22 protein-coding genes and 2 pseudogenes are annotated in these 26,377 nt (G+C 71.1%); 9 read left to right on the top strand and 15 right to left on the bottom strand.

Annotated features, from left to right (window positions below; genetic code table 11):
- Positions 1–63 precede the first annotated feature (63 nt).
- Positions 64–1,539, bottom strand: a complete 1,476-nt coding sequence (locus ACFU95_RS10655) for a PLP-dependent aminotransferase family protein (RefSeq protein ID WP_383824766.1) — start codon at positions 1,537–1,539, stop codon at positions 64–66.
- On the opposite strand from ACFU95_RS10655, the pseudogene ACFU95_RS10650 reads away from it, so the two are divergent.
- A pseudogene (locus tag ACFU95_RS10650) lies at positions 1,530–2,426 on the top strand (EamA family transporter); the annotation flags it as partial. The gene ACFU95_RS10655 and the pseudogene ACFU95_RS10650 overlap by 10 nt on opposite strands.
- A gap of 75 nt (positions 2,427–2,501) precedes the next feature.
- Here the strand turns inward: ACFU95_RS10650 and ACFU95_RS10645 are convergent.
- Positions 2,502–3,332: an alpha/beta fold hydrolase gene (locus ACFU95_RS10645; RefSeq protein WP_383824763.1), complete on the bottom strand. Its 831-nt coding sequence runs from the start codon at positions 3,330–3,332 to the stop codon at positions 2,502–2,504.
- A 215-nt stretch (positions 3,333–3,547) separates the two neighbouring features.
- Between ACFU95_RS10645 and ACFU95_RS10640 the strand changes: the two genes are divergently transcribed.
- Positions 3,548–4,432 (top strand): RNA polymerase sigma-70 factor, encoded by an 885-nt coding sequence (locus ACFU95_RS10640; RefSeq protein WP_383824760.1) that lies wholly within the window; start codon positions 3,548–3,550, stop codon positions 4,430–4,432.
- 171 nt (positions 4,433–4,603) lie between these two features.
- The gene (locus tag ACFU95_RS10635; protein WP_383824757.1) at positions 4,604–5,365 is read left to right on the top strand and encodes a GntR family transcriptional regulator; all 762 of its coding nucleotides are present in this window, start codon (positions 4,604–4,606) and stop codon (positions 5,363–5,365) included.
- Between the two features lie 164 nt (positions 5,366–5,529).
- Here the strand turns inward: ACFU95_RS10635 and ACFU95_RS10630 are convergent, their stop codons facing one another.
- The 3 genes from ACFU95_RS10630 to ACFU95_RS10620 all read right to left on the bottom strand — a co-directional run bounded on the left by ACFU95_RS10630 (position 5,530) and on the right by ACFU95_RS10620 (position 8,655).
- Positions 5,530–6,687: an ROK family protein gene (locus ACFU95_RS10630; RefSeq protein ID WP_383824754.1), complete on the bottom strand. Its 1,158-nt coding sequence runs from the start codon at positions 6,685–6,687 to the stop codon at positions 5,530–5,532.
- 121 nt (positions 6,688–6,808) lie between these two features.
- Positions 6,809–7,471 (bottom strand): response regulator, encoded by a 663-nt coding sequence (locus ACFU95_RS10625; RefSeq protein ID WP_383824752.1) that lies wholly within the window; start codon positions 7,469–7,471, stop codon positions 6,809–6,811.
- A gap of 14 nt (positions 7,472–7,485) precedes the next feature.
- Positions 7,486–8,655 carry a sensor histidine kinase gene (locus ACFU95_RS10620; RefSeq protein ID WP_383824749.1) on the bottom strand — a complete coding sequence of 390 codons (1,170 nt, stop codon included), beginning with the start codon at positions 8,653–8,655 and terminating at the stop codon, positions 7,486–7,488.
- A 108-nt stretch (positions 8,656–8,763) separates the two neighbouring features.
- Between ACFU95_RS10620 and ACFU95_RS10615 the strand changes: the two genes are divergently transcribed.
- The 3 genes from ACFU95_RS10615 to ACFU95_RS10605 are packed head-to-tail and all read left to right on the top strand — an operon-like array spanning position 8,764 to position 10,883.
- Complete coding sequence (locus ACFU95_RS10615; protein ID WP_383824746.1) at positions 8,764–9,684, top strand: ABC transporter ATP-binding protein; 921 nt, start codon at positions 8,764–8,766, stop codon at positions 9,682–9,684.
- 3 nt (positions 9,685–9,687) lie between these two features.
- A complete protein-coding gene (locus tag ACFU95_RS10610; RefSeq protein WP_383824744.1) occupies positions 9,688–10,413 on the top strand; it encodes an ABC transporter permease in 726 nt (241 codons plus the stop codon).
- Between the two features lie 41 nt (positions 10,414–10,454).
- Complete coding sequence (locus ACFU95_RS10605) at positions 10,455–10,883, top strand: hypothetical protein (RefSeq protein WP_383824741.1); 429 nt, start codon at positions 10,455–10,457, stop codon at positions 10,881–10,883.
- Positions 10,884–10,903: 20 nt separating this feature from the next.
- Here the strand turns inward: ACFU95_RS10605 and ACFU95_RS10600 are convergent, their stop codons facing one another.
- Positions 10,904–11,299 (bottom strand): mismatch-specific DNA-glycosylase, encoded by a 396-nt coding sequence (locus ACFU95_RS10600; protein ID WP_383824738.1) that lies wholly within the window; start codon positions 11,297–11,299, stop codon positions 10,904–10,906.
- A 55-nt stretch (positions 11,300–11,354) separates the two neighbouring features.
- Between ACFU95_RS10600 and ACFU95_RS10595 the strand changes: the two genes are divergently transcribed.
- On the top strand, positions 11,355–12,551 hold the full coding sequence (locus tag ACFU95_RS10595; RefSeq protein ID WP_383824735.1) for a tyrosine-type recombinase/integrase: 1,197 nt from the start codon (positions 11,355–11,357) through the stop codon (positions 12,549–12,551).
- 361 nt (positions 12,552–12,912) lie between these two features.
- Positions 12,913–15,024 carry a tyrosine-type recombinase/integrase gene (locus ACFU95_RS10590; protein WP_383824732.1) on the top strand — a complete coding sequence of 704 codons (2,112 nt, stop codon included), beginning with the start codon at positions 12,913–12,915 and terminating at the stop codon, positions 15,022–15,024.
- An 8-nt stretch (positions 15,025–15,032) separates the two neighbouring features.
- Here ACFU95_RS10590 and ACFU95_RS10585 read toward each other — a convergent pair whose 3' ends face one another.
- From ACFU95_RS10585 to purB, 3 genes and pseudogenes are all read right to left on the bottom strand, one after another.
- Positions 15,033–15,668, bottom strand: coding sequence for a maleylpyruvate isomerase N-terminal domain-containing protein (locus ACFU95_RS10585; protein WP_383824729.1), 636 nt, complete (start codon positions 15,666–15,668; stop codon positions 15,033–15,035).
- Positions 15,669–15,928: 260 nt separating this feature from the next.
- Positions 15,929–16,096 (bottom strand): annotated as a pseudogene (locus tag ACFU95_RS10580) (uracil-DNA glycosylase family protein); the annotation flags it as partial.
- A gap of 13 nt (positions 16,097–16,109) precedes the next feature.
- The gene (purB, locus tag ACFU95_RS10575) at positions 16,110–17,552 is read right to left on the bottom strand and encodes an adenylosuccinate lyase (RefSeq protein ID WP_383824726.1); all 1,443 of its coding nucleotides are present in this window, start codon (positions 17,550–17,552) and stop codon (positions 16,110–16,112) included.
- Between the two features lie 487 nt (positions 17,553–18,039).
- On the opposite strand from purB, the gene ACFU95_RS10570 reads away from it, so the two are divergent.
- Positions 18,040–18,876, top strand: a complete 837-nt coding sequence (locus ACFU95_RS10570; protein WP_383824723.1) for a hypothetical protein — start codon at positions 18,040–18,042, stop codon at positions 18,874–18,876.
- A 57-nt stretch (positions 18,877–18,933) separates the two neighbouring features.
- On the opposite strand, the gene ACFU95_RS10565 is transcribed toward ACFU95_RS10570, so the two are convergent.
- The 6 genes from ACFU95_RS10565 to ACFU95_RS10540 form a co-directional block, all read right to left on the bottom strand.
- Positions 18,934–19,716: an SGNH/GDSL hydrolase family protein gene (locus ACFU95_RS10565; protein WP_383824720.1), complete on the bottom strand. Its 783-nt coding sequence runs from the start codon at positions 19,714–19,716 to the stop codon at positions 18,934–18,936.
- Positions 19,717–19,788: 72 nt separating this feature from the next.
- Positions 19,789–20,802, bottom strand: coding sequence for a hemolysin family protein (locus ACFU95_RS10560; protein ID WP_383824715.1), 1,014 nt, complete (start codon positions 20,800–20,802; stop codon positions 19,789–19,791).
- On the bottom strand, positions 20,799–22,142 hold the full coding sequence (locus tag ACFU95_RS10555; RefSeq protein WP_383824712.1) for a hemolysin family protein: 1,344 nt from the start codon (positions 22,140–22,142) through the stop codon (positions 20,799–20,801). Before ACFU95_RS10555 ends, ACFU95_RS10560 begins: the two co-directional genes overlap by 4 nt.
- Positions 22,143–22,311: 169 nt before the next feature.
- Complete coding sequence (locus ACFU95_RS10550; protein WP_383824709.1) at positions 22,312–22,737, bottom strand: GNAT family N-acetyltransferase; 426 nt, start codon at positions 22,735–22,737, stop codon at positions 22,312–22,314.
- Between the two features lie 56 nt (positions 22,738–22,793).
- Positions 22,794–23,747, bottom strand: coding sequence for an LLM class F420-dependent oxidoreductase (locus tag ACFU95_RS10545; protein WP_383824706.1), 954 nt, complete (start codon positions 23,745–23,747; stop codon positions 22,794–22,796).
- 46 nt (positions 23,748–23,793) lie between these two features.
- Positions 23,794–26,373, bottom strand: coding sequence for an ABC transporter permease (locus ACFU95_RS10540; protein WP_383824703.1), 2,580 nt, complete (start codon positions 26,371–26,373; stop codon positions 23,794–23,796).
- Positions 26,374–26,377 lie beyond the last annotated feature (4 nt).

Raw genomic sequence — 26,377 nt, 5'->3', positions numbered from 1 at the left:
AAACCACAAGTGAACAACTGACCGCATCCACAAGGGAACCGGTCTGTCATGCGCGAGTCGTGCTCAGCTTCCACGCGGGGCGGTCGCCCCGGCCATGAGCCGTACGCCCGCCCGGATCCGTGTCGGCGGCAGGTGCGCGTATCCCAGGACCAGCCGCACACCCGGCTGCCCGCCCTCCCCGGCAGGCGCGTGTGCGTGGTCCGCGTGTGCGTAGTCCGTCAGCGGACGTACCGCCACACCGGCCGCGGCCACGCGCGCCAGGAACCGCTCCTGGGGCCCGTACCGTTCCGGCAACGCGGCGATGACGTGCAGACCCGCGGCGATCCCGGTCACCTCGGCGCCCGGAAAGTCCTCCTCCAGGGCGGCGACGAGGGTGTCGCGACGCTCCCGGTAGGCGCGCTGGCACCGGCGCAGCTGGCGGTCGTAGTCGCCGCGCTCGACGAACCTGGCGAACAGTGCCTGGTCGAGGGTGGGGTGCCCGAGATCCATGGTCCGCTTGCGCTCGACGACGTCCTCGGCCAGGGCCTCCGGTACGAGCAGCCAGCCGAGCCGTAGTCCCGGCGCGAGGGACTTGCTGACCGAGCCCGCGTAGGCGACACGCTCCGGGTCCAGGCCCTGGAGTGCGCCCACAGGGGCGCGGTCGTACCGGAAGTCGCCGTCGTAGTCGTCCTCCAGGACGAATCCGTCGACGGTGCGCGCCCAGTCGAGCAGTTCGGTACGGCGTCGGGCGGAGTAGGCGATGCCGGTGGGGAACTGGTGCGCCGGCGTCGTGACCACGGACCGTACGCCCGACTCCCGCAGCGGGTCCATGACGAGCCCCTCGTCGTCCAGTGGCAGCGGCACGGTGGTGACGCCCGCGGCGGCGTAGAGGGCGTCGTGCTGCGGGCTTCCGGGGTTCTCCACGCCGACTTCGCGCAGCCCGCGCGCGTACAGCACGAAACCGAGCAGCGTCGTCGCCTGCGCCACCCCGGAGACGACCACGATGCGCTCGGGGTCCGCGACCACGCCCCGGCGGCGGGCGAGCAGTTCGGCGAGCGCCGTACGCAGCCGGGGGAGCCCGCGCGGGTCGGGATAGCCGAGCTCGTGGTGCGGCAGCTCGGCCAGCACCCCGCGCTGCGCGGCCGCCCACGCGGCGCGCGGGAACAGTGACATGTCAGGCGTCCCGGGGACGAAGTCGGCCCGGGCGCCGGCGGCACGCGGAGCGAGGTCACGCGCGCGTGGCCGGGCGGCTCGTACGGCACCGCCCACCCACGTCCCGGCACCCCGGCCGCTGCGCAGATAGCCCTCCGCCGTCAACTGCTCGTACGCCTCGGTGACCAGCCCCCGTGACACGCCCAGGTCGGCGGCGAGATCCCGGCTCGACGGCAGCCGCGTGTCCGGCGCCAGCCGCCCCGAGCGCACCGCCTCCCGCAGCGCCGCCTGCAACGAACGCCCACGCGTGCGTGCGGGCGCCGAAGCGGCCGGCAGGAGCAACTCCCAGGCCGCGGAGGCCACCTGCCGCTGCGGACCGCCGGCTGGATTGGTCTCCGATGGCGTCATGGAAGTGGACCTTAATGCGGGCCGCGCCGGTTCCTAGCGTCGCACCCATGAACGCCACCACCACGCGCGGAGCCCTTCTCGCCGCGCTCGCCTGCGTCCTCGTCGGAGGATCCTTCACCGCCAACAGCCTCCTGGGCGACTACCCGTACGCGGGCGGCCAGTTCCTGCGCTACGGCCTCGCCTGTCTCCTGCTCGTCCCCCTCGCCGGACGGGACGCCGCGGCCCGGCTGCGTGCGCTGGCCGCGCGTCAGTGGGCCCGCCTGATCGTGCTCGCGGCCGTCGGCATGGTCGGCTTCAACCTGGCCGTCATCGCCGCCGAGCGTACGGCCGAACCGGCGGTCCCCGGAGTCTTCGTCGGCTGCGCACCCGTGGTCGTGGCCGTGCTCGTGCCCCTGCTGGACGGGCGGCGACGACCCCGACGGACCGTCCTGTACGGGGCGACACTCGTCGCGGTCGGTGCGTTCACGGTCCAGGGCTGGGGCCGAACCGACGGTGCCGGCCTCGTGTTCTCGGCGTGCGCGCTGGTCGGTGAGGTCGGCTTCGCGGTCCTGGCGGTGCCCGTGCTGCGCCCCCTGGGCCCGCGGCTGCTGTCCGCCACGGTGTGCGGGATCGCCGCGGTCGAGTCCGCGGCGGCCGGGCTGCTGCTGGACGGCCCCGCGTGGCTGCGACGCCCCGACGGCACCGAGACCGCCGCTCTCCTGTGGCAGGCGGTGATCGTCACCGTCGTCGGCTTCGTGTGCTGGTACATCGGCATGCAGCGGATCGGCGCCGAGCGCGCCACGCTCTTCTCCGGCCTCATCCCGGTGGCCGCCGCCTGCACCGCCCCACTCGTCGGAACCGGCTCCTACGGCACCGTCCAGGCCCTGGGCAGCGCCCTGGTCGGCGCCGGAGTCGCCCTGGGCTCCGGCGCGTTGACGCGCACCCCGCGCGGGCGTGGCCCACGCGTGCGTGCCCGGCGCGAGTCAGCGGCTGCCGTCGAGGATGACGCGCGCGACCAGGGCCGGGTCGTCGTTCATGGGGCAGTGACCGCAGCCGGGCAGCCTGACGAGCCGCGCCCGGGGGATGATCTGCTTGGCGCGCACGCCCTGGCGGCGCACGAGCAACCGGTCCCTGGTGCCCCAGGCCACGGTGACCGGGATCCCGGGGATGTCGTCGGTGAAACGGACGGCGCGACCGGCGCCGAGGGTCTGGTCGAAGCCCGTGGCCCGCGCCAGGGCGAGCGTCTCGGCGACCACGGCATCGGGTGACCGGCGACCAGGGCGGGCGTAGATCGTGCTGGTCAGGGCCGCACGGCCGGCCGCCGACCGGGACAGCCGCTCCACCAGCGCAAGCGGCAGCCGCCGCGAGATGTGCCGCATCGCGAGCAGCACGCCGAACGCGTAGCGCCGCTCGGCCTCGGACCAGAACCCGGCCGGGGAGAGGGCGGTGACGGACCGCGCGAGCTTCTCACGGCCCAGTTCCAGCGCGATCAGACCGCCCAGCGAGTTGCCCACCACATGGGGCCGCTCGATCTCCATGGCCTCGCAGAAGGCACCGAACACGGCCGTCGTCGTGGCCAGGTCGTAGGTGAAACCGTCAGGCAGCCCCGGGGACGCGCCGAAGCCGGGCAGATCCACCAGGATCACATCGCGCTCGGCCGCGAGGACGTCCACCACCGGGTCCCAGACCTGCCGGTGGTGACCGATCCCGTGCAGCAGGAGCAGCGGTTCGCCGCTGCCCACGCGCGCGTAGTCGACGGTCACGCTCTGCGGGCCGTGCGGAGAAGCGACCGGGAAAGAGACGGTGGCGGACATGGGGTGCTCCTCGTCTGGGACACACTGACGGACGGCCGTAGACAGCTTGTCAGCAATTGCTACCGACGGGTAGACCTCGGCGGTCAGTGGTCCTGGCGAGGGCGTGACCCGCAACGCGCCCTGTGGGCCTCGGGATTGCCCGGGGTCGAGCGGCACGCGCCCGGGGCGTTCGATTTCGCCTGGACACGACCGGGCGGGTCGGATGGGATGTGACAGTGACCACCGACACCGAGACCGACGTCTTCGAAGAACACCGCCCCGTCCTCCTGGGAGTGGCCTACCGCATGCTCGGCCGGGTGGCCGACGCGGAGGACGTGGTGCAGGAAGCCTGGCTGCGCTGGTCCCACGTGGACCGGTCCGAGGTGCGTGAACCACGGGCCTACCTGGTACGTATCACGACCCGGCTCGCCATCGACCGGCTGCGCCAGGTCAAGGCGCGCGGCGAGACCTACGTCGGCCCCTGGCTGCCTGAGCCGTACGTCACCGACTTCGGGGACACCGTCCCGGACACCGCCGAGCGGGCCGTCCTCGCCGACTCCGTCTCCCTGGCCGTCCTGGTCGTCCTGGAGTCGCTGTCGCCGCTGGAGCGAGCGGTGTTCGTCCTCAGGGAGGCCTTCGGCTACCCGTACGCCGAGATCGCCGCCATGCTCGACCGTGGCGAGGCGGCGGTCCGCCAGCTCGCCGGGCGGGCCCGCAAGCACGTCGACGAGCGGCGGCCGCGCTACGAGGTGGACCCCGTCCAACGGCGCGATCTCACCGAACGGTTCCTGGCCGCGGCGGCGGAGGGCGACCTGGAGGGGCTCATGTCCCTGCTGGCGCCGGACGTCCGTCTCGTCGGCGACAGCGGCGGCAAGGCCAAGGCGCCGGTCCGGGTCCTGGAGAGCGCCGACAAGGTGGGCCGCTTCCTCGTCGGTGTCGCGCAGAAGGGCGCCGCCGACGTGTCCTTCCGGTTCCTGGAGGTCAACGGCGGGCCCGCGGTGCTGGTGCGCTCCGGCGACAAGCCCGACAGCGTCTTCCAGCTGGACGTCCGGGACGGCCGGATCCAGGCGGTCTACATCATCCGCAACCCCGACAAGCTGACCTCGCTGGCAACGGCGTAGGTCCCGCCGCCGCGTCCTGGACGCGGCGGCTCCAGCCCGCCCCGTGAACGTTCCCGGAGATTGGTATTGACCAAGGGTGTGGGCCGCCCTATGGTCGCTGATAAGTGCAACAACCTTTAATAAACAAGGGCGCTAAAACGCCGCTGGGCCACGGCGATTGCGGAGGACAGGGTGGGGACCACGCAGCTGGAATCGGTGCCGGAACCGAAGTACTGGCACCTGAGGACCGTGCTCACTGAGGCACTGGACTCCGAATTCACCGTGGGCGAGATTCTGCCCAACGAACGCGACCTGGCCGCCCGCTTCGGCGTCGCCAGGGCCACGCTCCGCCAGGCCCTGGAACAGCTCGAACTGGAGGGCAGGCTGCAGCGCCGCCGCGGCGTCGGTACGACCGTCGCCCCGCCGCGGGTGGGCGTGTCCGTCGGCAGCGAGCAGCACGCCTGGCCGGGCACGGCCGACGACGTCTGGCAGCCCGCGGACTGCACTCCCGCGGTGCCGCCCGTGTCCGTCGCCGGCGCCCTGGAGAGCGGCCGGGACGAGACCGTGCACATCGTGCGCCGCTCCCGCGTGACACATGGCCAGCCCGTCGCCGCCGAACTGCTCTACGTCCCGCAGTCGTCGGTGCCCGACCTCTCCGCCATCGACGCCCCGTCCGGTGCGGCACGCGCGCGTGCCGTGCTGCGCGAGCTTCAGCGTCTGGAGCTGGAGGGGCAGGAGAGCGCCGTCGAGCTGGGCTCGGCCAGCGCGCAGGACGCCAAGGAGCTGGACCGCCTCCCCGGGGCACCCGTCCTCGTCGTGACCACCCGCTACCTCGCCGAGGGCCGCACCGCCGCCCTCTCCGTCGCCACGTACCGCGCGGACACCTGCCGGCTGACCTTCGGTGACTCCGGCCGCGTGGAGATCCACCAGGACCCCGAACGCCAGGCGTCCTGACCGCCGTACCGGCACCTGCCTCGCGCCCCGGAGCCACTCCGGGGCGCGTCGCGTTTCACCGGCACGGAAGGCGTGGCACGGAGAGTGCAGCACTGAGGGCGTGGCACGGACCGTCCGGCGTCGGCCGCGGACCGGTGGCGGCCCGGCGGTCGGCGCGGTGTCCGTCAGCGCCGCCCCGTCACCGTCCCCTCGACCGCGAAGAGCTGCTCCTCCACATGGTCGAGAGCGAGCCGCAGCGCACCCGTCGCCACGGCGGCCTCGCCGAGCAGGGACAGGGCGACCCTCGGCGGGCGCAGGCAGTAGCGGGCAAGTTCGCGCCGCAGGGGCTCCAGTACGCCGTCCAGGCCGGCGGCCCAGCCGCCGACGACGACCAGCTCGGGGTCGAGGGCGAGGACGAGCGCGGCCACGTCGTGGACGAGGCGCTGGATGAAGCGGTCGACGGCCGCGAGGGCCTGCTGGTCGCCCTTGCGGGCCTGGGCGAAGACCTCGGCGACGGCATGCTCGTCGAGAGGGCGCAGAGGCTCGTCCGTGGTGGACAGCAGGGTCTCGGGCGTCGCCTCGCGGCCCAGCAGGTGCAGCGCGCCGATCTCCCCGGCCGCGCCGCCGAACCCCCGGTGCAACTGCCCGCCGATCAGCGAACCGGCGCCCGGGCTCAGGCCGGCCAGCACGAACACCACGTCGTCTGACTCGGTGGCGGAACCCTTCCAGTGCTCGGCGACGGCCGCCGCGTTGGCGTCGTTCTCCACCAGGACGGGGCACTTGAAGGACCGGCTCAACCGTTCGCCCAGCCGCAGCCCCGTCCAGTCGGGCAGCGCCGCGCCCAGCCGCACGGTCCCGTCCGCCTCGACGATCCCCGGCGTCGCGACCCCGACGGCGCGCAGCGAGCCGCGTGCCACACCGGCCCGGCGCAGCAGCTCGGCGACCGCCGTACGCACCCGCTCCAGCCGCTCGTCGGCCGGAGCGGTCTCGTCGACCTCCTTGTCGATGGCGCCGAGCACCCGGCCGTCCAGGTCGGCGAGGAGCGCGGCGACCCGGTGCGCGCCTATGTCCACGCCCAGCAGATGACCCGCCTCGGCCCGGAACCGGAAACGCCGCGCGGGCCGGCCCTGGCGCCGGACGACACTCTCGTCGGCCGCCTTCTCGACGACGTACCCCGCCTCGATGAGCCCTTCGACGACGCCCTCGACGGTCGGCCGGGACAGTCCGGTCACCCGGGTGATCTCCGTCAGTGTGGCGGCGTCCGTGGCACGCAGCGCGTGCAGCACCACCGCGGAGTTGATCCTTCGCAACAGCGAGGGATCCCCGCCGGTCAGCTGCCCCAACGTCCGTCCTTCCAGCTCGTGCGCGTGTTGGGCGGATGCTACTCGTCGTGGCGGGCCCGGGCGAGGGGTGGGGACCCTGCGGCCTACCGGCCGGTCGGGTCGGCCTCGCCCGCGGCGGCGGTCACCCCGGCGCCACGAACCCCGACTCGTACGCCGTGATCACCGCCTGAGTACGGTCCCGCGCCCCCAGCTTCGCCAGGACGGCGCTCACATGGGACTTCACCGTCTCCGTCCCGACCACCAGCCGGGCGGCGATCTCCGCGTTCGACAGGCCGCGCGCCATCAGCCGCAGTACCTCGGCCTCCCGGTCGGTCAGCCGGGCCCGCTCCAGGAGCGCGCGCGCCGCCCGGTTCCCGCCGTCGTCGCCGTACCGCGCGGCGAGCTGCCGCACCGAGGCGGGGAACAGCAGCGACTCGCCCTCCGCGACGAGCCGGACGGCGTGCACGATCTCGGCCGGCCGGGCCCGCTTCAGCAGGAAGCCGTCGGCGCCGGCCCGCAGCGCCTCGTACACGTACTCGTCGTTCTCGAAGGTCGTGACGACAAGGATCTTCGGCGGCGCGTCGACCGTCCGCAGCACCGCGCGCGTGGCCTCGATCCCGTCGAGCAGCGGCATCCGTACGTCCATGGCGACCACGTCGGGCCGAAGCTGCCGCACCAGCGGAATCACCGCCGCCCCGTCGGCGGCCTCCCCGACCACCTCGATGTCGGGCTGCGCCTCCAACACGGCCCGCAGACCCGCGCGTACGAGGGGTTCGTCGTCGACGAGGAGAACGGTGACCGGCATCCGGCCAGCCTAGATCAACTCAACGGCAGCTCGACATGTACCTGCCAGTCACCTCGGGTGGGACCGGTCCGCGCGTGTCCGCCCAGCAGGGCGGCGCGCTCGCGGATGCCGCGCAGACCGCTGCCTCTGCCGGGCCCGGGTATGCCGTCGGTGAGCGGATTGCGGATCTCCAGGGTGAGGGTGCCGTCCGCGACGGCGACGCGGACGCGGGCCGGGACGGAGCCCGCGTGCCGCAGCACATTGGTCAGCGACTCCTGGAGGATGCGATATCCCTCCCGGGAGACAGGCCCGGGCACGGTCTCCAAGGGCCCGGTCATGTCGACGTCGACCTTGGTGCCGCAGGCCCGCGCGGACTCCAGCAGACGGTCGGCGTCGGTGAGCGTCGGCCGGCTGCCGACCGGCCGCTCGGACTCGCGCAGGACGCCCAGGACGCGTTCCAGGTCCTCCAGGGCGGCCCGCCCGGTCTCCTCTATGGCGCTCAGGGCGCGGTCGGTGAAGGCGGGATCACCGGCGGCGCGGGCGGCGCCCGCCTGGATGACGGCCACGGTCAGGGCGTGGCCGATGGAGTCGTGGAGTTCGCGGGCGATACGGGTGCGCTCCAGAAGCTGCTCGGTGCGTTCCTCCAGGGTGGCGAGGCGCTCGGCAGGGGAGGGGCCCAGAAGGCGGTGGGCGAGCGCGGTGATGAGGTGGCCCGCGGCGAGAACGGTCCCTGCCAGGGCGGCCAGCGGCAACGGCACGAGCAGGACGTGCCACCAGTGGTGGCCGTCGAGGAGGAACGGCCCGCCCTCCTCGTAGTCACGGCCGAACGGCGCCGCCACCAGGTCCACCATGGCGAAGATCAGTTGGGCACTGCACGTCACGGTCACGTAGCCCAGCAGCAGACGCGCCTGCAGCCAGACGACGAGCCGTCCACGGTCGCCCCAGGAGGCGGACGGCGCGACGACGATGCCGGTGCTCTCGCTGTCGTGCCGGTGACCGGTCAGCAGCAGCCTGGCCTGCAATCCCTCCACGGTGCGCATCGCCGGGACCAGCCCGGCGGAGGCGAGCACCGCGGCCGCGATCAACCAGATCCACCACACTTCCCGCACGAACAGCAACAGGCTCGGCGCCACGACGGCGATGAACAGATGCAGCCATCGCGTGTACGTCACCACCCGGCCGAACGGGCGCAGCAAGCGGACCATTCGGCCATCGTGCCAGCCGCCACTGACAACGAGCCTCCCCCGCACGGGGGAGACGATCTCCACCGGCGGGGGAAGCGCCGCCCCGCACCCGGCGGCCAGGCTGCTGCCATGACCAGCATCGAAGTCCAGGCCCTCACCAAGGAGTACGGCACGCGGCGAGCCGTGGACGACCTCACCTTCACCGTCCTCCCCGGCCGCGTCACCGGCTTCCTCGGGCCCAACGGCGCCGGAAAGTCCACCACCATGCGGCTCGTGCTCGGTCTCGACCGGCCGACGTCCGGAACCGCGACCGTCGGCGGTCGCGCCTACGCCGCCCTCCGCGAACCCCTGCGGCACGTGGGCGCGTTGCTCGACGCCCAGGCCGCACACGGCTCCCGCACCGCCCGCGACCACCTGCGCGTCCTCGCCGTCAGCAACCGCATCGCCGTCCGCCGGGTCGACGAGGTGCTGGAGGAGACCGGGCTCGCGTCGGTCGCGCGCCGCAGGGTGAAGACGTACTCCCTGGGCATGCGCCAGCGACTCGGCATCGCGGCGGCCCTCCTCGGCGACCCCGAGGTCGTCCTCCTCGACGAGCCGTCCAACGGCCTCGACCCCGAGGGCATCATCTGGATCCGCGCGTTGCTGCGCCGCCTCGCGGGGGAGGGGCGCGCCGTCCTGGTCTCCAGCCACCTGATGAACGAGACGGCGTCCTTCGCCGACCACCTGGTGGTCCTCGGCCGGGGACGCCTGCTGGCCGACACCCCGATGCGCGAGTTCATCCACGCACGCGTGGAGCCTCGCGTCCGCGTCCGCACCACGGACCCCACCGCACTCGGGGCCGCCCTCGCCCGGCACGGCCACGAAGCCGTCGAGCACGAGGACGGGCACTGGACCGTGCGCCACGCACGCGTGGACGACATCGGCCGCCTCGCCTCGCAGACAGGCGTCCCCCTTCTCGAACTCACCGCGGAGGAAGCCACGTTGGAGCAGGCATACCTCGACCTGACCGCGACCGAGGCCGAGTTCACCGCACAGCCCCAGGAGGTCTGAACCATGGCATTCGCACCCCTGCTCCACTCGGAGTGGCTCAAGATCCGTACGCTCCGCTCGCTGCCGGGAACGCTGCTCGCGCTGTTCGCCGTGACCACCGCGTTCTCCGCACTGGCGGGCGCCGACGGGGGTTCCGACCCGCAGTCCGACCCGCTCTTCAGCGCGCTGACCGGTGTGCTGCCCGGCCAGATCGCGGCCATCTCGTTCGGCGCGACGGCCGTGTCGTCGGAGTACCAGGCAGGTGCGCTCCGGCTGACCTTCGCCGCCGTGCCCCGGCGCGGACGGTGGTTCGCCGCCAAGGCGACGGCCATCGCCGTGCCGGTGCTGCTCGTCGGTCTGGTCACCGCCTTCACGGCATACGTCGTGGCACGCGCGGGCCTCGGCCCGGCGGCGGGCGGGGTCACGACGGGCGAGCAGGTGCGCGGGGTTCTGGGCTGCGGGATCTACCTCATGCTCATGGCCCTGTTCGCGGCCGGCCTCACCGCGGTACTCCGCAGCGGAGTGGCCGCGCTCTCCCTCCTGATCCCGTTCATCCTCGTGGTGTCCTTCGTCATCGGGGACGCCGCGGGCACCGTGGCCGACTTCCTGCCCGACAAGGCCGGCCAGATCGCCCTGCACCAGACGTACGACGGCACCCTCGGGCCGTGGACGGGACTGACCGTGACCGCGCTGTGGACGGCGGCGGCGCTGCTGGCCGGGGCGTGGAGCGTGCGGCGGCGGGACGCCTGACGGCACGCCAATTGTCAGTGGCGCCGGGTTTACTGGAACACATGAACATCGCACGGCACATCGCCCTCATCGACGAGTTGTGCTTCCGCCCGTTCACGGCGGAACGCATCTCGTGGCACGGCGGTGCGAGTGGACCCGGCCACCACGTCGTGGTGTTAGAGAGCGGTCGCGGTGACTGTGGGACGCGCGCGGCGACGGTCGAGCAGTACGAGAAGTACCGCGACGCCCTGGACGAGCAGTTCGCGACCCGCTGGAGAGAGACGGTCCCCTACAACCTCCAGACCGTATCGCTGCGCACCGCACAGGAGGAGATACCCGAGCCCTGGGCCTCGCTCAGTACCCGCGCCCGCGTGGCCTGCCTCTGGGAAGCGCACGGGACGGGCCGCTGGGTCGCGGTCGCCGTCGCCGACCGGGACGAGGCCGACGACGTGAAGCTGCTCGGCGTGGTCACGGAGATCGACCCGCCGTGACCCCGCGGGCGCACCGGCCGTCAGGCCCCGGCCGCCGCCTCCCGCAACCGACCGAACTCCTCCGCCATCGTCGCCGCCGTCCAGTGCGCGTTGAGCCCGCTCGGATTCGGCAGCACCCACACCCGCGTCTCCCCGATCGTCCGCGCCTGGGGACCCACCTGGGCCTTGCGGTCGTCGAACGCCGCCCGATAGGCGGTGACCCCGACGACGGCCAGCCAACGCGGCCGCAGCCGCGCCACCTTCGTCGCCAGCAGCCGCCCGCCCTCGCGGTACTCCTCGGCGCTCAGCTCGTCGGCCCGTGCGGTCGCCCGCGCCACGACGTTCGTGATCCCCAGGCCGTACGACAGCAACTCGCCCTGCTCCGACGGCTTCAAGAGCCTCGGGGTGAAGCCGGACAGGTGCACAGTTATCTGCACTACGTCTTCTCGTTGGTCTCGGTGTCGGTACCCGAGATCAACGAGGAGAGTGCGAGTGGACCTGCGGCATGAACTGATGGAGGGGCGGGCGGACATCCCCCGTGTTGGGGCGGTGGTCCGGGTCAGGAGGGCTCATCCTCCGTACATCGTCGTCAACGGGTACGACGACGAGATCGCTCCGGCCACTGAGTACCTACGCGACCTGGCGTTGCATGACAGCAGCCCGCTGACGATTCGGAGCTATGGGTACGGGCTGCTGCGCTGGTTCCGCCTTCTGTGGCTGCTCGGGGTCGGTTGGGAGAAGGCAACCGAGGCCGAGACAGCGGCGCTGACCGGGTGGCTACGCACGGCGCCGAACCCCCAGCGGGAGCGGACATCGACCGATGGCCCCGCCCCGGGCTCGGTGAACCTGCGAACGGGCAAGCCGGTCCTGCGTGTCGGCTACGCGCCACGGACGATCAACCACGCGCTGTCCGTGGTGAGCGGGTTCTACGAATTCCACGGCCACCAGGGCAACGGGCCGGTTACCAACCCCGTCCCGGTCTCACCGCAGCGACGCCGGGCCCTTGCCCATCGCAGTCCGCTGGAGCCGAGGCCGGTGCTGGGCCGGGCCAGGCTCCGGCAGAAGGTGGCTGACCGGCCCCCGCGGTCGATCCCCGATCACCTCTGGGACGAGCTCTTTGAGCGCATGGGGTGCGAACGCGACCGCGCACTCCTGGAGTTCTACGTCTCCAGCGGCGCCCGGGCCGAGGAACTGCTCGGCGTCGGCATCGGTGACCTCGACTGGGCTGGCCAGCGTGTCTATGTGATCTCGAAAGGGTCGCGGGAGCGAGAGCCCATTCCGGCCTCGCCGCAGGCGTTCCTGCGGCTGGCCCGCTACCTCGACGAGATCGGGACCCCGCCAGAAGACGAGTCTCTGTGGCGGACTCGCCGAGGCCAGGACCGGCCCTTGTCCTACTGGGCGATGCGGCGCGTCATCCAGCGCGCCAACGAGGTGCTGGGCACGAACTGGACGCTGCACGACCTGCGCCACACTGCCGCGAGCCGCATGGCGAACGGCGGCAAGCTCACGCTGCCCGAGGTGCAGGCCATCCTGCGGCACGCCAACATCCAGACCACCAGCCGCTATCTGACGGTGCGCATCGAGGAGCTGTTCGACAAGCTCACCGAGCACTACAACACTCCGCGCGTCGAACGGAGCTACCCCACTGGCTACGACGCCGACGACATCGCGGCGGTGTTCGGTGCCTAAGTCCCAGCTCAGCACCACCACGGGGGCCAGCCGACGGCACGGACCGGTTGCCGAAGGTCTTGAGTTCGCCAGCCGATTCGTCGGAGGAGCGATCAAGCCTGAAGCGGCTGTTGCCGCTGTCCTGCCCTGCCCGCACGGGGACCTCTCCACAGCCTCCGTCGCTCACATCGGCCGACTCGCCGCAACGGTCTGGATGGACGCCTGCCTGGTGACCCGCAACCAGCGAGCACAGGCCACCCAATGTGTCCTGGAGTACTTGCTCGGCTTCCCTGGCCAGACATGGCAGGAACGATGGGATGCCAGCCCTGTCGGACAAGGATTGATCGCCGCGAACACACTCGGAACCCGACGCTCAACCGGCTTGGCCATCACACCGGGGATCCGGGCGCTCTACTGCCTGCGGGTCATCCAGCCGTCCCTCCTCACCTTCCGGCGCAACGTCCTGCACAACTTTGCGCCGATGTTCGTCGCGGCCCAAGACGACCCGCTCCTCGACAAGTACGCCGCGCAGGTCCAAGCGCTCCCGCTGCGGCATATCCACCGTCGAGAGGCCATGGCCGAGCTGAGCACACTCCTGTTGGTCCAGGGAGTCGCACTGAGCGATGTGACGCCGCCGGCGGTGCTGCACTTCACGCAGGAAAACCGCCGGGCACGCAGCGCTCTTCAGCCGGGGAACAAGGTGGCCAACCGGCTGGTCGGGCAGGGGATGTGGAATGTCCTGCACGCCATGGGGCACTTCCCGCCCGCGACGCCTCCCACGCTGAGGGCCGCACTGATGCGCGGTCAACGCACCGTCGAGGAGATCGTTGACCGATACCCGATCCGCAATCAGCAGGTGCGGGCACTGCTGATCGACTACTTCACCCGGCGCCGGGCGGACACCGACTATTCCACGCTGAAGAACCTCGTCCTGCTGGTCGCCCATCATTTCTGGGAGAAGATCGAGCGCGTCAACCCCAGCCAGGCTGACCTGCGGATCTCTCCCGAGCACTACGCGGTCTGGCGACAGATGATCACTGTCAAGGACAACGGCAAGCCTCGCGACGGCCAGGACAGCATCATCATCGCGGTCCGCAGCTTCTACTACGACCTGCACACCTGGGCGGCCGAGGAACCGGAACGCTGGGCAGCCTGGGTCGCCCCGTGTCCCGTTCCGCCCAGCGAACTGCACGGCCTCGGTGCCCGCCGCCGACGGATCAACGAGCGTTCCGCCAATCGCACCCGCCAGCGTCAGCCCCTGCTGCCCGTGCTGGTTGAGCACGTGGAGACGCGCTACGACCGTGCCCGCTTGCTCCTGGAGCGGGCCAACAAGGCCACGGAGGGAGAACGCTTCGCCCATGACGGGACCGACTACCAGCGCGTCATCACGGAAGCCGACCGCAAGCTCCTCCGGCACGGCGACGCGGTCCCGACCCGCGTCATGGAAGAGTCCAGCGGCCAGCTCATCCACATCGGAACCGAGGAAGAAGCAGCCTTCTGGGAGTGGGCCGCAGTGGAGACTCTGCGGCACTCCGGAGTACGGGTGGAAGAGCTCGTCGAGCTCACCCACCTGAGCGTTCGGCAATACCAGCGGGCAAATGGTGAGGTCATCGCGTTGCTGGTGATCGCTCCGTCGAAGACCGACCGTGAACGCGTGATTCCGATGTCCGCAGAACTCTTCCACGTCGTCGCATCGATCATTCGCCGGCACACCCGCACCGGCCGCCCGATCCCTCTCGTCAGCCGGTACGACCCGCACGACAAAGAGTGGGGTGCCCCCATGCCGTTCCTCTTCCAACGGCAGAACGGCACAACTCCTGCCGTCTTCAGCACCGCCGCCATCCAGGAGATGATCAGTCGGCGGGGCCGGGCTCTCGCCGAGGTCCACCACGGTTTCCGCGGGCTGAAGTTCACCCCGCATGACTTCCGTCGGATCTTCGCCACCGAGCTGGTCAACAGCGGCCTGCCGATCCACATCGGAGCGGCTTTGTTGGGCCACCTCAACATCCAGACCACCCGCGGTTACGTCGCGGTCTTCGACGAGGACGTCGTCCGGCACTACCAGGAGCACCTGCACCGGCGGCGCGAGGTTCGGCCCGAGGGCGAATACCGCGACACGACGGACCAGGAATGGGACGAGTTCGAGGAGCACTTCGACCGCCGAAAGGTCGAACTTGGCTCCTGCGGACGCCCCTACGGCACCCCCTGCCAGCACGAACACGCCTGCATCCGCTGCCCGATGCTGCATATCAACCCGAAGATGCTGGACCGACTCGAAGAACTCGAAGCCGACCTGCTTGCCCGCCTGCGGCGGGCCCAGGACGAGCGTTGGATCGGCGAGGTCGAAGGCATCAACCTCACACTCACCTTCCTCCGCGCAAAGCGCGAGGAAACCCAACGCCGAGCCCGACGCCCGGCCGTCGACCTCGGAATCCCGACAGCCCGCAGGAAGGAGGATCACTGCTGGCCAGCTATCCACGCCGGACGATCGTGATGAGCGGCTCAGAGGGCGTTGATCGCCGATGGCGCCCGCTCTGCGCGGGCCAGAGCGCGCAGCAACGCTGCTTGGCCGTGTCGGCGGGCGGCGAGTCTGGCCAGCAAAGTCAGCACGGGATCAAATGCGGTGGTCGAGAGTTCCGGCGCAGCGATGCCCACGCTGACCGCCAGGTCGTCCATGTGAACGGCGAGCTCCATCATGCGCGTCACAAGGAAGTCGTCGAGGCTCAGAGCCCACCCCGTCTGGGGCATGAACACGACCCAGTCACTCCGAACCTTCGGAAGGGCAATCTCCTGTTCGGCAAGTGCCGCGCGGGCGTGCTCCAGCAGCACTTGAGCACCCTCGGACGCGATGTCCTCACCCTTCGCCCGGATGCCGACGTTCACCTCACCGTCAAGTGGCGCATCGATCCACGCGGCGCGGGAGTAGTGCTCGAGAAGCGGGATCGGCGCCTCCTGCGACGTGGAATCCAGCAGGGCCGGAGTCACGCTGAAGACCTGGTATGCGAGATGACCGGCCAAACCGCCAACGGTCATCTCCGGCAAGGCGCTGGTCTTCTCCCAGGAAGTAGCGACTTCCGGCGCACCCAGCAAGGTCACCGCCTGAGTCGCAGCACCTAGATATGCGTCTGTGAGACTCATCGGACCCCCATGATCGACTGGCCTCAGTATGTGGCCAGTCGACTGGGCGACACAGCTTGTCAGAAGTAATCCTGACCGGAACCCGCATGCCAGTTGGCCAAGAACATCCACTGTCCCAGCAGGTTCCCGCGAGAGCGACCCTCAGAATCCTGGAACCCGCTGGTTTCGCCCCACCACACCCCACTGCCCCCTCATCAACGGAGCACGTCCCTGCCCAGCCACATACCCCTCCCCACCCTTTCGAGTGAAGTGCAGAGAAGCAGCACCGGCCAGAACCGGTTGCCGGGGCGGGCGAAGTGATAGCCGGTGGCGGCCGTCATCAGACCGGGGTTGATGCCGCAGAACAGCACATGGAGACCGTCCGCGACGACGTCCGGTACCAGACGGTCGCGGGCGGCCTCCAACTGCTCCGCGGTGAAGCGCGCCATGCCGTGCGACGCGCTAGAGGATGGCCCCCGGGGTGTAACCGGCGGCCTCCGGGCGCTGCTTCACGATCTCCTCGACCCGGCCCACGACGACGCCGACCTGGTCGGCCGCGGCGCCCGTGAAGGACAGCTTGTCGGCCATCAGCGCGTCCAGCTGGGCGCGGTCGAGCGGGATGCGCTCGTCGGCGGCCAGCTTGTCGAGCAGTTCGTTGCGCTCGGCGCCCTGCTCGCGCATCGCCAGCGCGGAGGCGACGGCGTTCTCCTTGATGGCCTCGTGCGCGACCTCACGGCCGACGCCCGCGCGCACCGCGCCCATCAGCACCTTGGTGGTGGCGAGGAAGGGGAGGTAGCGGTCCAGCTCACGGGCCACGACCGCCGGGAACGCTCCGAACTCGTCCAGCACCGTCAGGAACGTCTCCAGCAGACCGTCCAGCGCGAAGAACGCGTCCGGCAGCGCGACCCGGCGCACCACCGAGCAGGAGACGTCGCCCTCGTTCCACTGGTCGCCCGCCAGCTCGCCGGTCATGGAGGCGTAGCCACGCAGGATGACCATCAGGCCGTTGACGCGCTCGCAGGAGCGGGTGTTCATCTTGTGCGGCATCGCGGAGGAGCCGACCTGGCCCGGCTTGAAGCCCTCGGTCACCAGCTCGTGCCCGGCCATCAGCCGGATCGTCTTCGCCAGCGAGGACGGCGCGGCGGCCAGCTGCACCAGCGCGGTGACGACCTCGTAGTCGAGGGAGCGGGGGTAGACCTGGCCGACCGAGGTGAACGCCTGCGCGAAGCCCAGGTGCCCGGCGATCCGGTCCTCCAGGTCCGCCAGCTTCGACGCGTCCCCGCCGAGCAGGTCGAGCATGTCCTGCGCGGTGCCGACCGGGCCCTTGATGCCGCGCAGCGGATAACGGCCCAGTAGCTCCTCGACCCGCCCGTAGGCGACGAGCAGCTCGTCGGCGCCGGTCGCGAAGCGCTTGCCCAGCGTCGTGGCCTGCGCGGCGACGTTGTGGGAGCGGCCGGCCATGACCAGCTCGCCGTACTCACCGGCCAGCTTGCCCAGACGGGCCAGCACGGCCACCGTGCGGTCGCGGATCAGCTCCAGCGAGAGCCGGATCTGGAGCTGCTCGACGTTCTCCGTGAGGTCGCGGGACGTCATGCCCTTGTGCACGTGCTCGTGCCCGGCGAGGTCGTTGAACTCCTCGATCCGCGCCTTCACGTCGTGCCGCGTGACCTTCTCGCGCTCGGCGATGGAGGCCAGGTCGACGGTGTCCAGGACGCGCTCGTAGTCGGCGAGCGCCTCCTCCGGCACCTCGATGCCGAGGTCCTTCTGGGCCCGCAGCACGGCGAGCCAGAGCTGCCGCTCCAGCTTCACCTTCTGCTCGGGGGACCAGAGCGTGGCGAGCTCGGTGGAGGCGTAGCGTCCGGCGAGGACGTTCGGGATGCGGGGCTTGGCGGGCGCAGAAGTCACGTGTACGGAGTTTACCCGGCGCCCAGCGGGCCCCCGGTCGCCCCTGCGGTCCCGAGTACCCCAGGTCAGAGGTGCTCGGCGCGCCGTCCTTCCGCCGGTCCGCGAGACCGGCTGCGAGCGGCTTGCGAGGCTGATGCGAGACGCGTGTGCGACGGCCTCCTTTCTCGTCACGACGGGCGATCGGGTGAATTACCCGGCCGTCGACGCGTCCTGGCTTCCTCAGACCTCCATATTTCGTTCATAGTCTGGACGTCGTGGCGAGTGTGAAACGTGAGGCATCACGGCTCCTGCGACGACCTCGCGAATCCTGGCAACCGGCACGCCCGCGTCCATGACCGGCGCCGGTTTCCCCATTCCGCCCGAGAGAAAGACAACGAGAATGCGACAAGCCCTGACCAGGGGATTGATCGTGGCCGCTGCCACGACAAGCGCCCTTTCTCTGTACGGCACATGTGCGGCCGCGGCCCCACATATGCAGGGGACCGTGGTGAACTCCGCCGCTGCACTGTCGGGCCGTACGGATCCATGGGGCTCGGACGGGCTGAACGCGGTCGATGAAAAGCTCCAGAAGATGCATGACAACTTCGGCGAGATGCAGAACAGATTCGACAAGCTGAACGACAAATTCAGCGAGTGGAATGCGCCGGAGTCCGCTCCTGGAAACAGCACCTCGGGATGGGGCAACTCCGGCTACGGCGCCGAGGAGCCGAAGGATCACGGCTACGGCTACGGCGATGAGAAGCCGAAGGACCATGGCTACGGCTATGGGGACGAGAAGCCCAAGGATCACGGCTACGGGAACGACAAGCCGAAGGACCACGGTTACGGCTACGGGGACGAGAAGCCGAAGGACCATGGCTACGGCTACGGGGACGAGAAGCCCAAGGATCACGGCTACGGGAACGACAAGCCGAAGGATCACGGTTACGGCTACGGCGATGAGAAGCCGAAGGACCATGGCTACGGCTACGGCGACGAGAAGCCCAAGGATCACGGCTACGGCTACGGCGAGGAGAAGCCGAAGGACCACGGCTACGGCTACGGGTACGGGGAGGAGAAGCCCAAGGACCACGGCTACGGCGACGGCGACGAGAAGCCGGGCTACGGCTACGGCGAGGAGCCGGATGGCTACGGGCACGGGTACGGCGAGGACAAGCCCGAGCCGACGCCCCCTCCGTCCAAGACGCCGCCCGGCAAGCCCGAGCACCCGCACATGCCCGAGACCGGCGCTGAGAGCGTCATCGGAGGCATCGCCGCCAGCGGGGCACTGCTGATCGCCGGAACCGTCCTGTACCGGCGCAGCCGGGCCGCGTCCCGTAGGTGACGCACAGGGTGCCGGGCCACGGCCCGGCACCCTGCTGTTCGCGTCCCTGTCGCGGGCCTACGCCCCCGACCCCTCGTACGGAAGCAGCTCAGGCCGCTTCGCCGGCAGCCCGTCGCCGGACGACCGGCCCGTCAGCCGCCGCCCGATCCACGGCAGAAGGTACTGCCGGGCGAACCGGGCGTCCGCGACCCGCCGCGCGGCCCACCCCGGCGGCAGCGTGGCCGGCATCGGGGTGCGCCACTCGGTGTCCTCGGGGTCGTAGCCGAGCGTCTGCCACACCGCCTCCGCGACCCGGCGATGCCCCTCGGCCGTCAGATGCAGCCGGTCCACGTCCCACAGGCGGGGGTCGCCGAGCGACGGCGCCCCGTACAGGTCGACGACGATCGCGCCGTGCCGGGCGGCCAGCTCGTCGACGCAGGCGAACAGCTCCTCCATACGGGGCCGGAAGCGCTCCAGGACCGGCCCCTGCCGCCCCGGGCTGCGCATCAGCACCAGCTGTCGGCACGCCGGGGCGAGTTTCTCCACAGCCTCCTCCAGGAGTCCGCGCACCCGTCCCATGTCGCACTTGGGCCGCAGGGTGTCGTTGAGCCCGCCGACCAGCGTGATCACATCGGCGCCCATGGCGGCCGCCACGTCGACCTGCTCGTCGACGATCTGCCTGATCAGCTTTCCGCGCACCGCCAGGTTGGCGTACCGGAAGTCGGGTGAGCGGGCGGCCATCCGCCCGGCGAGGAGGTCGGCCCAGCCCCGGTAGGAACCATCCGGGAGCAGGTCCGACATGCCCTCGGTGAAGGAGTCGCCGACCGCGACCAGGCTGCTGTATGTGGGGTTCGTCTGCATGGCGACAGAAATGGTAGCCCGAGCACCATACCCATCGGTCGGTCGGCCCGGTCGCCGTCGGCAGCCCCGGCGTCAGGCCCGCTGTCCGAACAGCTCCCGCAGCACGTCCTCCATGGTCACGAGCCCCGCAAGCCGGCCGTCGCCGCCCAGTACGGCCGCCAGGTGCGTGCGGCTGCCCCGCATGGCCGTCAGGACGTCGTCCAGTGGCGTGCTCTCCCGGACGCTCGCGATCGGCCGCATGTCGCCCACCTGGAACGGCACGTCCCGCGGAGAGCTGTCCAGGGCGTCCTTCACATGCAGGTAGCCGACGATGCGGCGGCCCTCGTCGACGACCGGGAAGCGGGAGAAGCCCGACTCGGCCGACAGTCCCTCCAGCTCCTCCGGCGTGACGCCCACGCGCGCGTAGACGACGCTCTCCAGCGGGAGCACCACGTCACGGACGGGCCGACGGCCCAGTTCCAGCGCGTCGTGCAGCCGCTCCCGGGCGCGGTCGTCGATGAGGCCGGCCTCGCCGGAGTCGCGTACCAGCCGGGCCAGCTCGGCGTCCGAGAAGGTGGCCGTGACCTCGTCCTTGGTCTCGACGCGCAGCAGCTTCAGCAGCGCGTTGGCGAAGGCGTTGATCGTGAAGATCACGGGCCGCAGCGCCCGGGACAGCGTGACCAGCGGCGGACCGAGCAGCAGCGCGCTGCGGACCGGCTCGGCCAGCGCGATGTTCTTCGGCACCATCTCGCCGAGCAGCATGTGCAGATAGGTCGCCAGCGTCAGCGCGATCACGAACGAGACCACGTGCCCGGCGCCCTCCGGCACGCCCACCGCGTGGAACACCGGCTCCAGCAGGTGCTCGATGGCGGGTTCCGCGACCACGCCGAGCACCAGCGTGCACAGCGTGATGCCGAGCTGCGCGGCCGCCATCAGCGCCGACACGTGCTGGAGTCCCCACAGCACGCTCTTGGCGCGCCGGTCGCCCTGGTCGGCGTACGGCTCGATCTGTGAGCGCCGTACGGAGATCAGCGCGAACTCGGCGCCCACGAAGAAGGCGTTGACGACCAGCGTCAGGAAGCCGATGAACAGCTGTACGGCGGTCATCGCCCGGTCTCCTTCTCGTTCTCCGTCGAGTCGTCGTCGAACGGCGCGTGCAGCAGTACGCGTGCGGCCCGGCGCCCCGCGGCGTCCACCACGTCCAGCCGCCAGCCGGCGACCTCGACGCGGTCACCGACGGAGGGGATACGGCCGAGCTCCGCCGCGACGAGACCGGCCAGGGTCTCGTAGGGCCCCTCGGGGGCCCGCAGGCCCACGCGCGCGAGCTGGTCCACGCGCGCCGAGCCGTCGGCCGAGTACAGCGTCCGGCCCTCGTCGTCACTGCCCGCCTGGGCGAGGTCGGGCGTCTCGTGCGGGTCGTGCTCGTCCCGCACCTCGCCGACGACCTCCTCGACGATGTCCTCCAGCGTCGCCACCCCGGCCGTGCCGCCGTACTCGTCGATGACCACGGCCATGGTGCGCTTGCCGGAGAGCCGGTCGAGGAGCCGGTCCACGGTGAGCGTCTCGGGGACGAGGAGCGGCTCGCGCATCAGCTCGGCGACGGAGACGCGCGGACGGGCCTCGGCGGGCACCGCCAGGACGTCCTTGATGTGCGCGGTGCCCACGACCGAGTCGAGACTCCCGCGGTAGACGGGGAACCGGGACAGCCCGGTCGCCCGCGTCGCGTTCGCCACGTCCTCGCAGGTCGCCTGGGCCTCCAGGGCGATGACCTGGACGCGTGGGGTCATGACGTTCTCCGCGGTCAGATCGGCCAGGTTCAGGGTCCGTACGAAGAGCTCGGCGGTGTCCGCCTCCAGGGCGCCCTCCCGGGCGGAGTGCCGGGCGAGGGCGGCCAGCTCCTGGGGGCCGCGTGCGGCGGCCAGCTCCTCGGTGGGTTCCACCCCGAAGCGGCGCACGACGCGGTTCGCCGTGTTGTTGAGGTGGGTGATGAAGGGGCGGAAGAGCGCGCTGAACCAGCGCTGCGCGTTGCCGACCGTCTTCGCCACGGCCAGGGGAGAGGAGATCGCCCAGTTCTTGGGCACCAGCTCGCCGACGACCATCAGGACGATGGTCGACAGGGCCGTACCGATCACGAGCGCGATCGAGCCGGACGCCGAGCTGGAGACGCCGAGCGACTCCAGCGGGCCCGCGATCATCCTGGCGATCGACGGCTCGGCGAGCATGCCGACGACCAGGTTGGTGACCGTGATGCCTAGCTGCGCGCCGGAGAGCTGGAACGTCAGGTTCCGTACGGCCTTCAGGGCGCCCGAAGCGCCCCGCTCACCGCGTTCGACGGCCCGCTCCAGCTCGCTGCGCTCGACCGTGGTCAGCGAGAACTCGGCCGCGACGAAGGCACCGCAGGCGAGCGAGAGCAGGATCGCCACCAGCAGGAGGATCACTTCGGTCATCGGGTCACCTCCGTCCCATGGTCGGACAGGGTGGGGAGGATCGCGCGATGTCGGGTACCGGGAGGCTCGCCCATGGGCGGACGCTCACACCTTTCAGAGGGGGACCGAAGTGGTCCACCAATAGTAAAGGGCGGGCAAAGGGCCTCGTTCCGACGGTCGAGGGCTCGACTCAGCCGGTCAGGTGCTTCACCCACCGCCGCCACTGTTCCTCCGGCGTGTACCCGGCCGCGCGCCAGACATGGTGCGCGGTCTCGTTGCGCTGGAGCACCATCGCGTCACCACGGCGCCCGCCGAGCCCTGCGAACCTCTCCTCCGCGGCGGCCAGCAGTGCCGAGCCGATACCGAGGCGGCGACGCTCCGGGTGCACCGCCAGCCGGTACAGATGGCAGCGCCAGCCGTCGAAGCCGGCGATCACCGTGCCGACCAGCTCGCCGTCCAGCTCCGCCAGGATGAGCGCCTGCGGGTCGCGGGCGACCAGCCGCTCCACGCCGTCCCGGTCGTCGCTGATGCTCGTGCCTTCGGCGGCCGTCTTCCAGAAGGCCAGCACGATGTCGACGTCGTCGGCCGTCGCGGCCCGTATCCGCAGATCAGTCATGCCGTGATCCCATCACGGGCGACCGCACGGAACACGGAATTCCAGTATCCGGACGGCTACTTGCCGCGCAGCCGGGCCAGCACCGGCGCGAACGCCTCCATGTTCGGTTCGAGGACGGTCAGATAGGTGAACCCGAACCGCTCGCGCCGCGCCAGCACCTGGGCGGTCATCTCCTCCACGGTACCGATCAGGCCGATGGGCAGCTCCAGGACCTGCTCGGGTGTGAGGTACGGGACCCGTTCCAGCAGGGGCTGTACGGCGGCCTCGCGGTCGTCGGTGTCGAGCACGAACTGCACGAGCAGGTTCAGCTCCGCCGGCTCCGGCTCCGCGCGGTCCGCTGCCGCCGCCAGCTCGCGGTACAGCGCGACACGCTCCTCCAGCTCGTCGGCGAGCATGACCTCCAGCTTGCCCGTCGAGCTCCCGCGCACCGAACGCGCGCCGGTGAAGGCCGCGATGTCGGCGTGCTCGGCGGTGAGGCGCAGCACGCGGTCGCCGTTGCCGCCGACGAGCAGCGGCACCCGCGGCTGCTGTACCGCATGCGTGGCGGGCGTCCCCCCGCCCGAGTGGATTCGCCAGTGGGGGAACTCCTCGGACGCGAGCAACCGGTACAGCTCCTCGATCGTGCGCCGCAGATGGTCCACGCGCTCACCGGGGGAGAGCCACGGCAGTCCCGCCGTGTCGTGCTCCTCCTTCACATAGCCGGTGCCGAGGCCGAGTTCGAGACGTCCGCCCGTGAGCGCGTCGGTGGTCGCGACCTCACGGGCGAGCAACGCCGGGTTCCAGAAGCCCGCGTTGAGCACGAAGGTGCCCAGGCGCGGCCGCTCCGTCGCACGGGCCGCCGCGACCAGGGCCGGGAACGGCGCGGGCATGCCCAGATGGTCGGGGACCAGGATCACGTCGTAGCCGAGCTCCTCGGCCCGGCGGCACTTGGCCCGCCACTCGTCGGCCGGGGCGCAGGTCATCAGGTTGACGCCGAAGCGGAACGGACGCGGGCTCTGCGGTTGCGACACGAACTCTCCTCACCTGCAAGGGACTTGAGCACCTGCCGCGATTCCATCACTCGTGCGCGATGGCCGCCAGCACATTCATGCGCGAGGCACGCAGCGCGGGCAGCAGCGCCGCCACCACGCCCACCACCGCCGAGCCGATCATCACCGCCACGATCGTGCCCCAGGGGATCGCGAGCGCCGTCATACCCTGCAACGCCAGCACCTGTTGGGTGCACACGCCCCACACGAGCCCCAGCGCGAGGCCCAGGACCGCGCCGAACACGGCGATCACCACCGACTCCAGCCGGATCATCCGGCGCAGCTGCCGCCGGGCCAGCCCGATGGCCCTGAGCAGCCCGATCTCCCGGGTGCGCTCGACGACGGACAGGGCGAGGGTGTTCACCACGCCGAGCACCGCGATGATGATCGCGAGGCCGAGCAGGGCGTACACGAGGTAGAGCAGCACCGCGATCTGGTTGTGCACCAGCTCCTTGTAGTCGGCGATGTCGCGGACCTGCACCTGGGGATAGGGGTCGAGCGTCTTCTCCAGGCCGGCCCGCAGGTCCTCGGCGCTCGTGCCGGAGGCGGCGTTGACGTACACGGCCGCGTCCTGCCCGCCCGGCGCGTACTTCTCCAGGGTGCCCAGCCCGAAGAAGATGCCGCCCTGGCTGCCGAACCCGTCGGCTGACTCCTGGTCGGTGAGGGCGCCCACCGTCAGCTCGGCCCGCCGGCCGCCCTGGAACTCGACGGGAACGGTGCCGCCGACACGTACGCCGTGGTCCTCGGCGAAGTCCTTGTCCATGGCGAGGTGCCCGTCCGCGAGCGCGGCCGCGGAGTCGCCGCGCGCGTACGTGATGTCGGCGACCTCGTCGAGCTCGGGCTCGTAGGCCACGGCGGTCGTCTTCACCCGGTCGCCGTCCGGGAGGCGCACCGCGATCGTCGTGAACTGCGAGCGGACGACCAGCCCCACGCCCTCGGTGTCACGGATCCGGTCGGTGATCTCCCGGGGGAAGGGCACGAAGTTGGTGTTCTGCACGACGAAGTCGGCGCCCAGCGTCTTGTCGATCTGCTCGTCGAACGACCTGGTCATCGAGGCGCTCGCCACCGACATCCCGCCGACCAGTGCGAGCCCCACCATCAGGGCGGCGGCCGTGGCCCCCGTGCGACGCGGATTGCGCAGGGCGTTGCGCTGGCTCATCCGGCCGACCGGGCCGAACAGCGCGGGGAAGGCCCCGCCGAGGACCCGGATCACGGGCCGTACGAGCAGCGGTCCCGCGATCACGGTCGCGACGAGGGTCAGGATGACCCCGAGTCCCAGCAGGGACGCCGCCGTCGACGTCTGCGACGAGACGGCACAGCCCACGAGCGCCGCCGCACCGGCCGCCCCGACCACCGAGCCGACGACCGCGCGCAGCCGCAGCGGCCGTCCGATGTCGGCGATCTCGGCATCCGACAGGGCCGCCATCGGTGAGACCCCCGCCGCGCGCCGGGCCGGGAGGTACGCCGCGACGAAGGTGACGCCGAGGCCGACGACGTACGCGGTCACCGGTGTCCCCCAGCCGATGACCATCTCGGCCGCCCTGATGTTCATGCCCAGCAGGCCCATCAGCTCGATGAGCCCGACGGCCAGTCCGATCCCGGCCGCGAGGCCCAGCGTCGAGCCGACCAGGCCGAGCAGCAGCGCCTCGGTCAGGACCGAGCGCCGCACCTGGCGCCGGTCCGCGCCGAGCGCCCGCAACAGGCCCAGTTCGCGGGTGCGCTGGGCGATCAGCATCGAGAAGGTGTTGACGATCAGGAAGACGCCGACGAGTACGGCGATCCCGGCGAAGCCGAGCATCACGTATTTGATGATGTCGAGGAATCCGCCCAGCTGCTCGACGTCCGACTCGGCCTGCTCGTCGGCGGTGCGCAGCTCGTAGGTGCCGGCGTTCGCGTCGGCGCCGAGGGCGTCGGCCACACGCCGCTTGAGCTCCGCGTCGCTCACGCCGTCGGCCGCGTCGAGCGAGATGGAGGTGGCCGCCTTCGGGTCGCCCAGCAGTTTCGTTCGCGCCGCCTCGGTGTCGAAGAAGACCAGCGCCGCACCGGGGTTGGTGGTCGTGAAGGTGACGATGCCGACGACCTCGACCGGGAAGGACCCTTCCTGCCCGATGACCGTGAGCCGGTCGCCGATCCGTACGTCCTTGCCGTCGGCGGTGTCCGCGTCGATCAGCACCTGCGCGCCACCCTCGGGGGCGTGGCCGGAGGTGAGCTCCACGGGGCTGCGCTCGGTCGGGTTCCAGGCGGTGCCGATGGTCGGGGCGCCGGTGGTCGGGCCCACCGACTCGCGGTCCTCGTCGGCGACGGTGAGGCCGTCCACGTCGACCTCCGCGCGTGCCGCGGCGACCCCGTCGACCTGGGACAGGCGGTCGGCGAGCGACGCCGGCAGGGTCAGCGTCCGCCCCGAGGGCACCGTCTCGTCGAGGGTCTCCTTCGGGGTGACGGTGACGTCGGCGGCGGTGGAGGCGAAGAGCCGGTCGAAGGTGCGGCTGACGGTGTCCGAGAAGATCAGGCTGCCCGCGACGAACGCCACGGAGAGGATCACCGCCAGGGCGGAGAGCATCAGCCGTCCCTTGTGGGCGAGGAAGCTCCTGAGCGTCGCCTTGAGCACGGGG

Origin of the sequence: Streptomyces sp. NPDC057623 (assembly GCF_042800355.1) — a bacterium.
Classification (GTDB): Bacteria; Actinomycetota; Actinomycetes; order Streptomycetales; family Streptomycetaceae; genus Streptomyces.
The sequence above is the reverse complement of the archived record's forward strand: the minus strand, read 5'-3'. Positions and strand labels throughout refer to the sequence as shown.

Excerpts from the sequence above, each read along its gene's own strand:
- ACFU95_RS10655 (WP_383824766.1), bottom strand. The coding sequence starts at position 1,539 with ATGACGCCATCGGAGACCAATCCAGCCGGCGGTCCGCAGCGGCAGGTG.
- ACFU95_RS10645 (WP_383824763.1), bottom strand. The coding sequence starts at position 3,332 with ATGTCCGCCACCGTCTCTTTCCCGGTCGCTTCTCCGCACGGCCCGCAG.
- ACFU95_RS10625 (WP_383824752.1), bottom strand. The coding sequence starts at position 7,471 with ATGCCGGTCACCGTTCTCCTCGTCGACGACGAACCCCTCGTACGCGCG.
- ACFU95_RS10620 (WP_383824749.1), bottom strand. The coding sequence starts at position 8,655 with ATGGTCCGCTTGCTGCGCCCGTTCGGCCGGGTGGTGACGTACACGCGA.
- ACFU95_RS10615 (WP_383824746.1), top strand. The coding sequence starts at position 8,764 with ATGACCAGCATCGAAGTCCAGGCCCTCACCAAGGAGTACGGCACGCGG.
- ACFU95_RS10610 (WP_383824744.1), top strand. The coding sequence starts at position 9,688 with ATGGCATTCGCACCCCTGCTCCACTCGGAGTGGCTCAAGATCCGTACG.
- ACFU95_RS10605 (WP_383824741.1), top strand. The coding sequence starts at position 10,455 with ATGAACATCGCACGGCACATCGCCCTCATCGACGAGTTGTGCTTCCGC.
- ACFU95_RS10585 (WP_383824729.1), bottom strand. The coding sequence starts at position 15,668 with ATGAGTCTCACAGACGCATATCTAGGTGCTGCGACTCAGGCGGTGACC.
- ACFU95_RS10565 (WP_383824720.1), bottom strand. The coding sequence starts at position 19,716 with ATGCAGACGAACCCCACATACAGCAGCCTGGTCGCGGTCGGCGACTCC.
- ACFU95_RS10560 (WP_383824715.1), bottom strand. The coding sequence starts at position 20,802 with ATGACCGCCGTACAGCTGTTCATCGGCTTCCTGACGCTGGTCGTCAAC.
- ACFU95_RS10555 (WP_383824712.1), bottom strand. The coding sequence starts at position 22,142 with ATGACCGAAGTGATCCTCCTGCTGGTGGCGATCCTGCTCTCGCTCGCC.
- ACFU95_RS10550 (WP_383824709.1), bottom strand. The coding sequence starts at position 22,737 with ATGACTGATCTGCGGATACGGGCCGCGACGGCCGACGACGTCGACATC.